The 13,232-nt window shown below is 68.8% G+C and carries 16 protein-coding genes and 1 pseudogene; 10 read left to right on the forward strand and 7 right to left on the reverse strand.

Annotated features, from left to right (window positions below):
* Positions 1-3 precede the first annotated feature (3 nt).
* Complete coding sequence (locus tag ABZ656_RS38940; protein ID WP_129592233.1) at positions 4-195, forward strand: hypothetical protein; 192 nt, start codon at positions 4-6, stop codon at positions 193-195.
* Positions 196-215: 20 nt separating this feature from the next.
* On the opposite strand, the gene ABZ656_RS38945 is transcribed toward ABZ656_RS38940, so the two are convergent.
* Complete coding sequence (locus tag ABZ656_RS38945) at positions 216-1,301, reverse strand: integrase core domain-containing protein (RefSeq protein ID WP_360274709.1); 1,086 nt, start codon at positions 1,299-1,301, stop codon at positions 216-218.
* Between the two features lie 405 nt (positions 1,302-1,706).
* Between ABZ656_RS38945 and ABZ656_RS38950 the strand changes: the two genes are divergently transcribed.
* Genes ABZ656_RS38950 through ABZ656_RS38960 form a run of 3 tightly spaced genes read left to right on the forward strand, consistent with a single transcriptional unit; the run spans position 1,707 to position 2,652 of the window.
* Entirely contained in the window at positions 1,707-2,123 is a 417-nt protein-coding gene (locus tag ABZ656_RS38950; protein WP_360274689.1) for a recombinase family protein, read from the forward strand.
* 44 nt (positions 2,124-2,167) lie between these two features.
* Complete coding sequence (locus ABZ656_RS38955; protein ID WP_360274712.1) at positions 2,168-2,422, forward strand: hypothetical protein; 255 nt, start codon at positions 2,168-2,170, stop codon at positions 2,420-2,422.
* Entirely contained in the window at positions 2,332-2,652 is a 321-nt protein-coding gene (locus ABZ656_RS38960) for a Tn3 family transposase (protein WP_360274715.1), read from the forward strand. The genes ABZ656_RS38955 and ABZ656_RS38960 overlap by 91 nt, the downstream gene beginning before the upstream one ends.
* Before the next feature lie 178 nt (positions 2,653-2,830).
* Here the strand turns inward: ABZ656_RS38960 and ABZ656_RS38965 are convergent, their stop codons facing one another.
* The 3 genes from ABZ656_RS38965 to ABZ656_RS38975 are packed head-to-tail and all read right to left on the reverse strand — an operon-like array spanning position 2,831 to position 4,829.
* Positions 2,831-3,061, reverse strand: a complete 231-nt coding sequence (locus ABZ656_RS38965; protein WP_101403376.1) for a 4-oxalocrotonate tautomerase family protein — start codon at positions 3,059-3,061, stop codon at positions 2,831-2,833.
* 29 nt (positions 3,062-3,090) lie between these two features.
* Complete coding sequence (locus ABZ656_RS38970; protein WP_360274693.1) at positions 3,091-4,002, reverse strand: SDR family NAD(P)-dependent oxidoreductase; 912 nt, start codon at positions 4,000-4,002, stop codon at positions 3,091-3,093.
* Positions 4,003-4,043: 41 nt separating this feature from the next.
* A complete protein-coding gene (locus tag ABZ656_RS38975) occupies positions 4,044-4,829 on the reverse strand; it encodes an SDR family oxidoreductase (protein ID WP_101403377.1) in 786 nt (261 codons plus the stop codon).
* Between the two features lie 158 nt (positions 4,830-4,987).
* Here ABZ656_RS38975 and ABZ656_RS38980 point away from each other — a divergent pair, with 158 nt between their 5' ends.
* A complete protein-coding gene (locus ABZ656_RS38980) occupies positions 4,988-5,893 on the forward strand; it encodes a helix-turn-helix domain-containing protein (protein ID WP_101403378.1) in 906 nt (301 codons plus the stop codon).
* A gap of 286 nt (positions 5,894-6,179) precedes the next feature.
* Here ABZ656_RS38980 and ABZ656_RS38985 read toward each other — a convergent pair whose 3' ends face one another.
* Complete coding sequence (locus tag ABZ656_RS38985) at positions 6,180-6,674, reverse strand: TetR/AcrR family transcriptional regulator (protein ID WP_180362407.1); 495 nt, start codon at positions 6,672-6,674, stop codon at positions 6,180-6,182.
* A gap of 141 nt (positions 6,675-6,815) precedes the next feature.
* On the opposite strand from ABZ656_RS38985, the gene ABZ656_RS38990 reads away from it, so the two are divergent.
* Together ABZ656_RS38990 and ABZ656_RS38995 are read left to right on the forward strand one after the other, a co-directional pair.
* A complete protein-coding gene (locus ABZ656_RS38990; protein WP_360274698.1) occupies positions 6,816-7,787 on the forward strand; it encodes an SDR family NAD(P)-dependent oxidoreductase in 972 nt (323 codons plus the stop codon).
* A 303-nt stretch (positions 7,788-8,090) separates the two neighbouring features.
* Positions 8,091-9,326, forward strand: a complete 1,236-nt coding sequence (locus ABZ656_RS38995) for an IS701 family transposase (protein ID WP_360274718.1) — start codon at positions 8,091-8,093, stop codon at positions 9,324-9,326.
* Between the two features lie 318 nt (positions 9,327-9,644).
* On the opposite strand, the gene ABZ656_RS39000 is transcribed toward ABZ656_RS38995, so the two are convergent.
* On the reverse strand, positions 9,645-10,697 hold the full coding sequence (locus ABZ656_RS39000; RefSeq protein WP_360274701.1) for an RNA polymerase subunit sigma-70: 1,053 nt from the start codon (positions 10,695-10,697) through the stop codon (positions 9,645-9,647).
* Positions 10,698-10,882: 185 nt separating this feature from the next.
* On the opposite strand from ABZ656_RS39000, the gene ABZ656_RS39005 reads away from it, so the two are divergent.
* The 3 genes from ABZ656_RS39005 to ABZ656_RS39015 all read left to right on the forward strand — a co-directional run bounded on the left by ABZ656_RS39005 (position 10,883) and on the right by ABZ656_RS39015 (position 13,095).
* Positions 10,883-11,182, forward strand: coding sequence for a hypothetical protein (locus tag ABZ656_RS39005; protein ID WP_101403383.1), 300 nt, complete (start codon positions 10,883-10,885; stop codon positions 11,180-11,182).
* A complete protein-coding gene (locus tag ABZ656_RS39010; RefSeq protein WP_101403384.1) occupies positions 11,179-12,672 on the forward strand; it encodes an MFS transporter in 1,494 nt (497 codons plus the stop codon). The genes ABZ656_RS39005 and ABZ656_RS39010 overlap by 4 nt, the downstream gene beginning before the upstream one ends.
* 141 nt (positions 12,673-12,813) lie before the next feature.
* Positions 12,814-13,095 carry a transposase gene (locus ABZ656_RS39015; RefSeq protein WP_360274706.1) on the forward strand — a complete coding sequence of 94 codons (282 nt, stop codon included), beginning with the start codon at positions 12,814-12,816 and terminating at the stop codon, positions 13,093-13,095.
* Here ABZ656_RS39015 and ABZ656_RS39020 read toward each other — a convergent pair.
* Positions 13,084-13,232, reverse strand: a pseudogene (locus ABZ656_RS39020) (IS30 family transposase); the annotation flags it as partial. The gene ABZ656_RS39015 and the pseudogene ABZ656_RS39020 sit on opposite strands and share 12 nt — an antisense overlap.

Here is a 13,232-nt window from a genome sequence, read left to right on the forward strand (position 1 = left end):
AGCATGCGTTCGCATGTCGAGGCGGGCCGGGCGTTCCACTTTGTCTCCGTACTGCCCGCCCGCGCGCTCGACGAACTCGCCGACCGCGCCCGCCGCTCCAACGATCGCGCCTCATTCGAGGCCGAGTGGCTGACGGACGAACTCCGGGGCCCCTTCGACACCTGTGCCGCTCGAAAATACGAATTGGTGCTGTGAGCTGCGGTGATGGGGTTCGGTCAGGCGGCGCGGAGGTACTCGTTGACCAGGCCGCCGAGGACGGGTCGTCGCCGGATCCGGTGCGCCTGGAGGTCGGTGACGGTGGCCGCGGTGGGCGGTTCGTCGCTGGCCGGGGGTAGCTGCGCCCGGGACTGGTGGGGGCGGCGCCCGTTGTAGTGCCGGATGTAGTCGGTGAGCACCGCTTGGGCGTGGGCCTCGTTGCAGATCAGCACCCGGTCGGGCACCTCGCGGCGCAGGGTGCCCACGACTCTCTCGCAGATCGCGTTCGCTCTCGGTGCCCGAGGCGGGCTGAGCAGGATCTCCATGTCTTCGGCCTCGAAGACGGCGTCAAAGGAACGGGTGTACTTGCTGTCCCGGTCCCGGAGGAGGAAGCGCAGCGAGTCCGTCCGGCACCCCTGCGTCATGGCGAGGTTCCTGGCCTGCTGAACGGTCCACGCGGCGCTGGGGTGGGCGGTGACGCCAGCGAGGTGGACGCGGCGGGTGCGGTGCTCGATGAAGACCAGCGCGTACAGGCGCCCCAGCGACACGGTGTCGAGGTGCAGGAAGTCGGCGGCGATGATGCCGTGGGCCTGGGCGGTCAGGAACTGCCGCCAGGTTGGGCCGGAGCGCTGCGGGGCGGGGTCGATGCCGGCGGCGTGGAGGATCTCCCATACCGTGGATGGGGCGATCGGGTAGCCGAGGCGGGCGAGTTCGCCCTGTATCCGGCGGTGGCCCCAGCTGCTGTTCTCCCGGGCCAGACGCAGGATGAGCTGCTTGACGGCGGACGCTGTGGAGGGTCTGCCGGGGCGGCGGTGCCGGGTGAACGTCCACTTCCGGGCGATGAGTCGCCGGTGCCAGGCCGGCAGTGTGGTGGGGGTGACCTCGAAGGCCTGGCGCCAGCGCTCGCGCGGGACTAACCGCGAGAGCGCGGCGAGCCAGATTCGGTCGGCGGGCTCGTAGCGGACCCGGGCGATCTGACGGCGCAGCACTGCGTTCTCGTGCCGCAACACGAGAACCTCTGCGTCCTCGGCCACGCGGCTGCGCAGGTTGGCTGCGGGCACCGTGATCAGATTCCGAACGAACGCGGTGACGGTGGACAGCGGCATCGAAGGATCGTCGCAGATGCTGTGCGGGCCGGTGTTCTGGGCTGGGAACTGCCAGGGCAGGCCCAGAATCGTGTTTTCGAGCGGCACAGGGTGTGTTTCATAGGCGACCCCCGTCCCGTACCGGCTCGTCGAGTCGCACGCCTGCCCGATGTCCACCTGCCAGGCACCGGCGGGCTCGCCCTGCCGCACCGCCTCCGGCAAGGTCACGCTCAAGTACCACACCGCGCGCTTCCAGCTCGTCCCCGCGCTCCGCTCCGAACTGCATGTCGCCACCCCGGCCCTACGCCATCCCGGCGCCGCCTGGCAGGCCCTGCCGGTGCAGAAGTCGCGGCGCCAGCCGTACCGATGGAGGTCCGGCTCGCATACGCCCGAGTCTCCAGCCGGACGCAGGAGATCCAGTCCCAGGTGGAAGCCCTCGAAGCCTCCGGCGTGCACCGGCTGTTCCAGGAGCAGATCAGCACCCGGGTCAGGGAACGCCCCGAGATGAAGGCCGCTCTGGCGGCGGCCCGCGAGTACCGCTCGCTTGGGGCGCAGGTCACCCTCGTGGTGCACGAGATGAAGCGCCTGGGACGCGGCGCCCTGGAGCTGCTGAAGGTCGCCGAGGAGCTGCGGGACGCCGAGATCGAGCTGGAGTTCCTCACCTGCCCGCTGGCGGGCAAGCACGATCCGGCCGGCCACGGCCCCGCCCTGTTCGCCGCCATGGCGGAGTCCGAGTGCGACTACATCCGTGACAAGACCCTCGAAGGCCAGGAGACCGCCCGTACGAAGGGCAAGGCGATCGGCGGCGTCAGGGTCTCCGACGACCCCTCGGCGCCTCGCTGACGCGCCTGATCCGCTGGGAACTGATCGAGCAGCAGTACGACCAGATGGTCAAATACGCCACCGCGCTCCGGCTCGGGACGGCGGAGGCCGAGCAGGTGCTGCGGCGCTTCACCCGCGGCGGCCCCAAGCACCCCACCTACCAGGTCCCGAAGAACTCGGGCGTGCGGCGCGCACGGTCTTCGCGTGCGACTACCTGGCCAGCCCCGGCCTGCGCCGTGAGATCCACGGCGGGCTCCAGGTCGTGGAGAACTGGAACAGCGCCAACACCGTGCTGCACTACGGCAAGGACGGCGCCCTGACCGGGCCGGACAAGGAGCACACCGAGACGTCGATGCTCGCGCTTCATCTGCTCCAGTCCGCGCTCGTGCATGTCAACACGCCGCTGGTGCAGCAGGTCCTGGCCGAGCCGGCCTGGGCGAAGAAACTGAGCGACGAGGACCGGCGCGGCCTGACCGCGCTGTTCTGGTCCACGTCAACCCGTACGGCACCTTCCGCCTGGACATGGACAAGCGGCTCGACCTGGGGCTGACCGCTGCCGTGCCCCGTCCCCGCACCCCGGTGGACACCGCCGACCGATGGAGTACGGGGACACAATGAAGGGCTTCGCTGATCTCACCGACCCCCGGATGAACGACCGTGTGGCGGACGCTCGACCCGGCGGCCCTCGGTTTCAAGGTGCTGTCTTGGCCGAATGACGGCCGGTGCGGTCAGGCGTCGCTGGTGTCGGTCGTTGTCGCCTCGCCGAGCATGGCGAGGGTCAGCACGTTGCCGGAGATGCCCCAGCCGCCGTCGGCGACCTCTTCGATCAGAACCATGGTGGTGTTGCGGGCGCGCTCCCCGTAGATCTCGACATACAGCTCGGTGGTGCGGGTGACGATCTCCTCCTTCTGCTTCGGGGTGAGGGTCTTCTCGGGGACCTTGAAGTTCGCGAAAGGCATGGCTGGTTGTTCCTTCTCTCAGTGGGGCGTTACAGGGAGCTGCCTGCGGTGAGCAGGCTGTCCAGTCCGATGCGGCGGAAGAAGTCGGCGCGGAGGCGGTCGGCGACCGCGGAGACAACTTCGCTGCCGTCTCGGCTGGGGTCTATGTGGGTGCGCAGAGGCCGAGTGCCGTGCTTCATCGCGACCAGTCGCGCGACGGCTTCAGCGACCTCGGTCACATCGGCGTCCGAAGGGATGAGCGCGGCCAGGCGCTTGCCCAGATCGCCCATAAGGGGTCGGTGACGCTGGTCGTAGGCTTGCGCACAGTCGACGTCGGCGGGGGCACCTGCGTTGGCGAAGTGGTTGGTGCCGGTGGTGAACGCACCGGGCACCACGATCGCGGTGTCGATGCCGAACGGGAGCACCTCGGCGGCGTAGCTGACGGCCAGGGCGTCCATCGCGGCCTTGGCGGCGAAGTACGGGGCCAGGAATGGGGGGCAGCCGCCGCGGGTGCTGGAGCTGCCGATCCACACCAGCAGCCCCGAGCCCTGCTCACGCAACTTCGGCAGGGCGGCGCGGTTGACGCGCTGGGTGCCCAGAACATTCACGTCGTACAGGTCCGCGAACTGCTCGGCGGTGAACGCCTCGGCGGCGCCCAGGACCATGTGCCCGGCGTTGTGCACGACCACGTCCAGCTGGCCGCGCTCGGCGAAGAGCCGGTCGACTGCGGCGTCGGCGGAGTCCTGGGAGGTGACGTCCAGCTCGACGGCGTGCACGTCGACCCGGTGGTCGGTGCCGTAGCGCGTCAGGTCGGCCGCCGCGGTCGCGTTGCGGGTCGCGATCTGGCGGATGCCCGCGTACACGGTGTGACCGGCGAGGGCCAGAGCACGCACGGACAGTGCCCCGATGCCGCTGGAGGCCCCGGTGACGAGGATGACCTTCGCTGTTTCGTCGTTCCTCATGACAGGGCCTTTCGTTGATCGATGGGGTGGCTGCGGGCGGTTCAGATGATTCCGCCGTTGGCGCGGATGACCTGTCCGTTGATCCAGTGGCCGGCCGGGGAGGCCAGGAACGCGACGACCTCGGCGATGTCGGCCGGGGTACCGAGGCGCTCCAGCGGGGGCTGGGCGGCCAGGCGGGCGACGGTCTCCTCGTCCTTGCCGTCCAGGAACAGGTCGGTGGCCGTGGGGCCGGGCGCGACGGTGTTGGCGGTGACGTCCCGGCCCCGCAGCTCCCGGGCCAGGATCAGCGTCAGCGCCTCGACCGCGCCCTTGCTGGCGGCGTACGCGCCGTAGCCCGGGAACGCCAGCCCCACCACGGACGTGGAGAACGTCACGATCGCACCGCCGGGGCGCACACGACGGGCGGCCTGCTGGACGACGACGAACGTGCCGCGGATGTTGGTGCGGTGCAGGTCGTCCAGGACGGCCAGGTCCAGCTCGGCGATCGGCGCCAGGTGCATCCGCCCGGCCGCGTGCACGACGACGTCGACGCCGCCGCCGAACTCTCCTTCGGCCGCGTCGAACAAGGCCGCGACTGCGCGTTCGTCGGCGACGTCTGCGCGCACTGCGATCGCCCGGCCGCCGCCGTTGACGGCCTCCTTCACGGCGGCTTCGGCCTCGTCCTGGTTGCCGGCATAGCCGACCACGACGGCGTACCCTTCGGCGGCCAGCCGGCCGACGGTCCGGCGGCCGATGCCGCGCGAGCCGCCGGTGACGATCGCGACACGGGGTGAGGCGGAGGGCTGGGCCGAGGCAGCGGTCCCGTCGGGGGAAGTGGGAACAGGCATAGCTGACTCCTGTGGTGGATGGGGGTCGGGCCGCGGCCTTGCCGTTGCCCTGTTGCGTCCTCCACGATCGGCCGGTCCCTCATCCCTAGCCAGGGCTGCGTTTACCCAGGGGATGCCACCCCCTGGCTGCGCTCTGGCGTACGAGCGACCATGGAGGGGTGAACCTTCCAGAACTCGGTGCCTTCCTCAGGACACGCCGCGACCGCATCCGCCCCGCCGAGGTCGGCCTCCCCCAAGGCCCGCGCCGGCGCGTCCCCGGGCTGCGCCGCGAGGAAGTCGCGCAGCTGGCAGGGCTGTCAGCCGACTACTACACCGAGCTGGAACGCGGCAGCGCAAAGAACGGCGTGCAGCCCTCGGCCCAGACCCTGGCCGCCCTCGCCCGAGCCCTGCGCCTGAACGGTGACGAGCGCGACCACCTGTTTCACCTGGCCGAACGGCCGGTCCCCCCGTCAGCACACGGACCATCGGCACACGTGCAGCCCGCGCTCCTCGGACTCCTGGACCGGCTGTCCAACACCCCCGCGCGCGTCATCACCGACCTGCACGAAACCCTGGTGGAAAACGACCTGGCCCTGACCCTGCTCGGCAAGTCCCCGGCACACCGCGGCGCGGCGGCGAGCTTCGTGTACCGCTGGTTCACCGACCCGCAGGCGCGCGAGATCTACCCGCCCGAGGACCACCCGCACCACTCCCGGGTGTTCGTGGCCGACCTCCAAGCAGCGGCCGCCCGGCGCGGCCGGGACGCGGAGGTCACGAAGATGGTCGCCGTGCTACGCCGCCGCAGCCAGGAGTTCGCAGCCCTCTGGGACACCCACGACGTCGCGGTGCGCCGCATGGACCACAAGAGGATCGTCCACCCCATGCTCGGCGTCATCGAACTCGACTGCTACAACCTCCTCAGCGAGGACGGACGGCAACGCCTGCTGTGGTTCACCGCCCCGCCCGGAAGCCCGGGAGCCGAGCAGCTGGAACTGCTGTCTGTCGTAGGGACCCAGGAGCTGAGCGTCACGGAGGGCACGGCACCGGAGAGGTTGTCCGCGTCGGAATCCGGATCGCAGCGCTGACCCGCGCCGCAGAGGAAGGACCGCCTTCCCAGCAAGGCGTGGCGGCCCTACCCCCACAACAGGGCTGATGCGTGCTCAGTCGGCGAGATGAGCTGATCGCCTGCGTCATCTTCCCTGTTGGGTCGACGTGTTGGAGCGGATCGAACAGGGTTGGAAGCGTGCCGGTTTGGCGTACGTTCCGGGTGCCGGAGGATCGTCGGGTGGCGGGGGATCGGTGCCAGTTCTGGTCGGGCGGGCGGACCTGGCTGTTCGGCCGGGCTCTCTCCCGCGGCTTCGGTAAACGTCTTCAGCGCACCAGGAGATCGATGGCGACCTCCAGTCGTTCGAGGTAGAAGTCCCGTGATGCGGCCTGGTGCTTGAGGCCGGTCGATGCGCTGATCATCGTCTGCGCGACTTGGCGGGCCGCCGCTTGTCCTGCCTCGACGGCGATCGCGTCTGTGATCAGTTGCTCGAAGCGTTGCGGCGTGGTCTCGACGATCTCCCCCAGGAGGCCGGGGTTGTCCTCGATGACCACCGCCACATCGCGTGTCAGCGGGCCGATGTAGCGGCCCGCCCACTGGTCGAACGCATCGAGGAGGCGCTCTGCAAGGGGCCGGCCGGTGTCGGCCAGGACGTGTTCGACCGCTGTGATGTCGCGCTCCAATGCCTGGGTGACGGCGGCGCGGAACAGGCTCTCCTTCGAGGAGAAGAGGAAGTAGAGCCCGGGCCGGGAGATGTCCGCCGCCCGCGCCACCTCCTCCATCGAGGTCTTCCGGTAACCGAATCGCGCGAACGTGACCATGGCGGAGTCCAGAACCATGGTCCGACGGTCGGTGTCGGCGACTGTCGACGGCGGGTGGCTGGCAGCGGGACTGTTCATGGACCGAGCATACGAGCGAGAGTCGTACTATACAAACCAAGACTAGTATGTATAGTCGCCGCCATGACTACTCGCGAACCCATCTCCATGCCCTTCACCGCCTCCAGCACCGCGGACGAGGTACTGCGAGGCGTCGACCTCACCGGCGTCCGCGCGATCGTGACGGGAGCTTCCTCCGGAATCGGGATCGAGACGGCTCGCGCGTTGACCGCTGCCGGGGCAGAGGTGACGCTCGCTGTCCGGAACACGACGGCGGGGGACGCCGTCGCTGAGACGATCGAGAAGTCGACCGGAGGGATACGGCCCCGAGCCGTCCGGCTCGACCTTGCCGACAGGACCACCGTCACGCGATTCGTTGACGCGTGGGACGGCCCGCTGCACCTGCTGATCAACAATGCGGGCGTGGTCACTGGTGGCCTCGAACGCACACGTGAGGGCTGGGAGCTGCAATTCGCGACGAACCATCTTGGCCACTTCGCCCTCGCCGCCGGCCTCCATGACGCCCTGGCCCTGGGAGCGGCCGACCGCGACGGAGCACGGATCGTCTCGGTCAGTTCGACGGCGCACATGCGTGCTGGCATCGACTTCGACGACCTCCACTTCGAGCGTCGCAGCTACGATCCGCAGATTGCCTACGCCCAGTCGAAGACGGCGAACTCTCTATTCGCCGTCGAGGCAAGTCGCCTCTGGGCGTCCGACGGCATCATTGCCAATGCGGTGAACCCCGGCGGTGTCGCGACGGGACTGCAGCGGAACTTCACAACGCAGCAGAAGGAGTCGCTCGATGCGGCCGAAGCCGCCGGAGTCTTCACGTACAAAACGGTCGAGCAGGGGGCTGCCACCAGCATCGTTGCGGCCGTCGCCCCGGAGTTCGCGCACTCAGGAGGCCACTACCTCGACGATTCACAAGAGGCCTACACCGTGACGAACGAAGCCGACCTCGCGCAGCATCCGCACGGTGTCAAGGAATGGGCGCTCGATCCCGCCACCGCCAAGCGCCTCTGGACGGTCTCGACCGACCTGCTCCGCGTCTGACCTCCCGACGCCACAGCCCGCAAGACCGGCAAGGTCGAGACGAAGACCGTCTACGCGGTCACCAGCCTGCCGCCCGAGCAGACCGGCCCGCCACAACTCGCCGAACTCGTGCAGAACCACTGGTCAGTTGAGGCCCTGCACCACATCCGATACTCCAGCCGTAGTTCGGTATCTGGGCTGGTCAGCGGCCTGGTGGCGTGGAGTGTAGCGGGGCGTCAGATGGGCGGGACGGACTTCCCCACCGTGCCCCACGAACGAGTGCTCTGCCGCATGCCCGTGAGCTGGTACGAGCAGTCCTTCGACATGCTCAACGATGCGCCGGTGAATGTGTGGGATCGGGAACTCGAAGAACTCTTCCTGCGGACCGGGAGCCGCTTCACCCGGATCGAGCCCCGCAGGCGGATGCGGGACTACGTACGCGGCCTGCTCGCCCCGGTCGGCCGCAAGAACGGGTGGCAGCTCGCCGAGTGGGCCGGCCACGCCACCCCGGACGGACTGCAGTACCTGCTCTCCCGCAGCCGCTGGGACGCCGACAGTGTCCGCGACGACCTGCAGCAGTACGTGGCCGACCAACTCGGCTATGACGACGGCGTGTTGATCGTTGACGACACCGGCTTCATCAAGAAGGGGACCACCTCCGCCGGAGTACAGCGCCAATACTCCGGCACCGCCGGACGCACCGAAAATTGCCAAATCGGCGTGTTCGCCGTCTATGCCACCAGCCGGGGACACGCCCTCGTCGACCGTGACCTCTATCTGCCCAGGTCCTGGACCGACGACCGTGACCGCTGCCGGGCCGCCCACATCCCCGACGACCGTACCTTCGCCACCAAGAACGCCCTCGCCCGCGACATGATCCGCCGGGCCCATGCCTCCCCGCTGCGCTTCCGCTGGGTCACCGCGGACGCCGCCTACGGCCAGGACAGCCGCTTCCGCCGCTTTCTCGAAGACGGCCTGAAGCTCCACTACGTCGTGGCCGTCCCCAAGTCCCAGCAGGTCCACGGCCCGCGCATTGAGGACCGTATTCGCCGTGAGGCCCCGCCGGAGGCGTGGCAGCGCTTGTCCGCCGGCCCCGGAGCCAAAGGCGAACGCTGCTACGACTGGGCCGGCGCCCTCCTGCCCGTCGTCGAGGAACGCGACGGTGACAAGCCCACCCGCAGGCGGTGGATGCTGGCCCGCCGCAGCATCACCGACCCCCAGGACATCGCCTACTTCCTGGCCAGCGCTCCGCTGGACGCCACCCTCGCCGACCTAGCCCGGATCGCCGGATGCCGCTGGAAGATCGAAGAATGCCTCCAGTCCGCGAAGAACGAGTGCGGCCTCGACGAGTACGAGGTCCGCCGTTACACCGGCTGGTACCGACACATCACCCTCGCCATGCTCGCCCACGCGTTCCTCGCCGCCATCGCCGCCCAGGAACGCGAAAGGGGGGCCCCGGCGACGACACGCCCGATCTCGTGGACCTCACACCGGCCGAGATCCGCCGTCTCCTGGCAGCTGAACCCCCGCACCGCTCCGCACGCCACCACCACACGCTGACCTGGTCACGGTGGAGACGACGCCACCAGGCACGCGCCCGCCAGAGCCACTACGAACGGCGCGGCTACCTATTCGCCGGGGCACGGTGGGGAAGTCCGTCCCGCCCATCTGACGCCCCGCTACACTCCACGCCACCAGGCCGCTGACCAGCCCAGATACCGAACTACGGCTGGAGTACTAGTTGCAGAACGTGCTGATCGCCGGCCTGGCCATGGCCTCGCTGCCGACGATCGTCTTCTTCCACCCTGTTGAAGAAGCCTGAGACAACCATCCGAGCTCTGCCTTCAGGCGGGACAACAGGGTGGCGCCAGAAGTCTGTCAATCTGTTTCGGGGAGGGTTCGGGGTAGTCCGAAGCGCGTCATGACGTTGGTGTTGAAGCCGGTGATGGCGGTGATCTGGTCGTCGGCGGTGGTGATGACCAGGAGGGCGTAGGCGCGGTAGACACTGGCGTGGGGGGCTGCCAGGTACAAGCCGAGGGCGGGCTGGCCGTTGGCGCGGGTGAGTACCACGCGGTAGGTGCGGCCGGGGCGGAAGGTGGCGGCGGCGAAGAAGCGCTGGGCTGATTCGATGCCGCGGTATTCCAGCATGGCCGGGGGCATGGAGAGTCTCACGTCGCTGACGAGCAGTTCGATCAGGGCGTCCAGGTCGGCGCGTTCCAGGGCGTCGGTGAGCCGGGCGACGAGCCGGTGTTCGGCGGCGGTGTCGGGTTGGCGTGCAGGCCTGCGATTGCTGGTGCCGCTGCTGCCGGTGCTGCTGGAGTCGGCGAGGTGGTTGTCGACGGTGGCCCGCGCTCGTTTGAGGGCGCTTTGAACCGATTCCTGGGTGGCATCGAGCATTTGGGCGACTTCGGCGGCGTGGTAGCCCAGGACATCGCGGAGGACGAGCGCGGCGCGTTGGCGTGGGGGCAGCAGTTGCAGGGCGGTGATGAAGGCCAGGGAGATGGCCTCGGTGGTCTCGTAGCGGGCCTCCGGTCCGGGGCGCTGGTCGACGAGGTGGTCGAGCAGGACGTCGGGGTAGGGCTCCAGCCAGGGCGGGGCATCGCCGGCGCCGGAGGGCTCGGGCAGGGTGGCCTCGGGCAGCGGCGGGGCGATGCGGGGGCGTCGGCTGTCGGCGCGCAACATGCTCAGGCACCGATTGGTCGCGATCTTGTAGAGCCAGGTCCGGAGCGAGGACTGCTGGCCGAAGCCGCCGAGGTTACGCCACGCGGACACGAGGGTCTCCTGGAGCGCGTCCTCGGCGTCCTGCAGGGATCCCAGGATGCGGTAGCAGTGCACCTGCAACTCGTGCGAGTGGCCCTGGACCAGGTCGCGGAACGCGTTGTGGTCGCCGGCCCGAGCCCGAGCGATCAGGTCCGTCGTGTCCATCTCCATCGGCAAGCATCCTCGCTTCTCTTCTTTCCGCAGGGCGCGTTCGGCTTGTCTATCGATACCGACGCCGCCGGGCCCGCGAATTGGGCGGTGTCCGCGCGCCCAATTCATGGCCGTGCCGCCGTCTACCCGATTGGAGGCGGTCCCGGTCCGGGGCGCGCCCCGGACACAGAACAGGACCACAGATCATGGCCAAGTACGTTTTCTCCTTCCGTGTGCCCTCCGACTACGCGCCCCACGCCGGGACGCCGACCGAGTGGCAGGCCTGGTTCGGCGCGTTGGGCTCGGCCCTGGTGGACGTCGGCAACGCGGTGACCGACTACGCCTCGCTCGGCGAGGTCGGCGGCAGCGGCTCCCGGATGGTCGCCTACTCGGTGGTGTCCGCCGAGGACATGGACTCCGCGCTGGCGCTGGCCAAGGACTGCCCGGTGCTGCGGGTCGGCGGCGGGGTCGAGGTCGGCCCCGTGATGGAAGCCGCCGGGTCGTGAGCGACGCCATGACCGGGTCGACGGCGCCGCCGGTGGGGTCATTCCTGGCGACCGGGCGTGGCAGGGTCACGCTGGCGCTGCTGTGCGCGGTGACCTTCCTGGACGTCGTGGACGGCTCGATCGTGAACGTCGCGCTGCCGACCATCCGTACGCATCTGGGGTTCTCGGTGCAGAACCTGCAGTGGGTGGTCAGCGGCTATCTGATCACCTATGGCGGGTTCCTGCTGCTGGGCGGTCGGGCCGGGGACCTGCTGGGGCGGCGGCGGCTGCTGATCGCCGGGACAGCGCTGTTCGCGGCGTCCTCGCTGGCCTGCGGGTTGGCCAACAGCCAGGGGCTGCTGGTCGGCGCCCGGCTCGCCCAGGGTTTCGGGGCGGCGATGATGTCCCCGGCCGCGCTGTCCATCCTGACCACCACCTTCCAGGACTCCGACCGGCACAAGGCGCTGGGCGTGTGGGCCGGGATCAGCGGGCTGGCCGCCGCAGTCGGAGTGTTCTTCGGCGGGCTGCTCACCCAGGACCTCGGCTGGCGGTGGGTGTTCTTCGTGAACCTCCCGCTGTGCGCGCTGGTGCTGATCGGGGCGTTCCGGATCCTGAAGGCCGACCACGGCCGGTCCGTGCCGGGCGGTTTCGACGCGGTCGGAGCGGTGCTGGTCACCGCGAGCATGCTGCTGCTGATCTTCACCTTGGTGAAGGCCCCGGACGAGGGCTGGGGTGCGGGACGCACCATCGGTGGGCTGGCCGCCTCGGCGGTGCTGACGGCCGCGTTCGGGGTCAACGAGCAGCGGCGCACCCATCCGCTGGTCCCGATGTCGATCTTCCGGATCAAGGGCCTGGCCGCGGCCGACGCCACCCAGGTGATCGCCTGGGCCGGGTTCTACTCGATGTTCTTCTTCGTCACTCTGTACATGCAGAACGTCCTGGGCTACTCCCAACTGCGGACCGGGCTCTCGTATCTGCCGGTGACCGTCGGCATCGGGTTCGGCTCCACCGTGGCGACGAAGATGTTCATCCGGACCGGTACCCGTCCGATCATCGCCTCCGGTGCGCTGCTCGCTGCCGGTGGCATCTTCTGGCTCTCCCGCATCCCAGCGGATGGAACCTATCTCGGCAACCTGCTCGCCCCGCTGGTGGTCATGGCGACCGGATTGGGGCTGTTGTATGCCGGTGTGCAAACGGCCGCGAACGCGGGCGTGCCGGAGGATCAGTCCGGATTGGCCGCGGCCCTGATCACCACCTCTTTCCAGCTCGGGTCAGCGCTCGGCCTGGCGGTGTTCAGCGGGATCGCGACCAGTCGCACCAGCCACCTGCTGGCCGCCCACACCCCGCCCCCGGAGGCACTCACCGCCGGATTCCAGCGGGCCCTGCTCGTCAGCGCCCTCTGCCTCGTGGCAGCCGGAGCCATCGCGCTGCGAGCCTCCAACACCCGCGGCGAACCCGCCGCCACACCAGAAACCCAACAAAACCTGGAACCCTCCTACGACCCCGCATAACACAAGACAACGAAATCCCGGGATGGCGTTCAACGTCATCCCGGGATTCTCTTTGGGTGTGCATCTTCTGAGGGTTGAGGGGCCACGAAGTTTCCGGACATGGACCCAATATGGTTGCCCTGAACAGGAAACGAGGAAGAAGTGGCGCCACCCAGTAAGTACTCGCCGGAGTTTCGCGAGGAAGCCGTCCAGATCGCGTTGATGTCAAGCAAGACGATCTCCGAAGTTGCCCGGGAGCTTGAGCTGAACTCGGAGACGCTACGCGGTTGGGTGAAGAAGCACCAGAAGCAGCAGGAACCGGTTCCCGATGCAGAATTGACGGTGAACGAGCGGGCGCGCTTGAAGGAACTCGAACGGCGGAACCGTGAGCTGGAGATGGAAAACTCCTTCCTGAAAAAATGCGCGGCGGAGTCAACCGGTTGATGCGACAGCTGCCGCGAGCCTATCAGCGGGAGTTTCGAACCGGAGGGTCTGCCGGGGGCGGGTATTCAGCTTGAGGGCGACGGCATCCAACTCGGCCTGGGTATATCCGGACAGGTCGGTTCCCTTGGGAAAGTATT

The sequence above is a fragment of the Streptomyces sp. NPDC007095 genome (genome assembly GCF_040634475.1).
GTDB lineage: Bacteria > Actinomycetota > Actinomycetes > Streptomycetales > Streptomycetaceae > Streptomyces.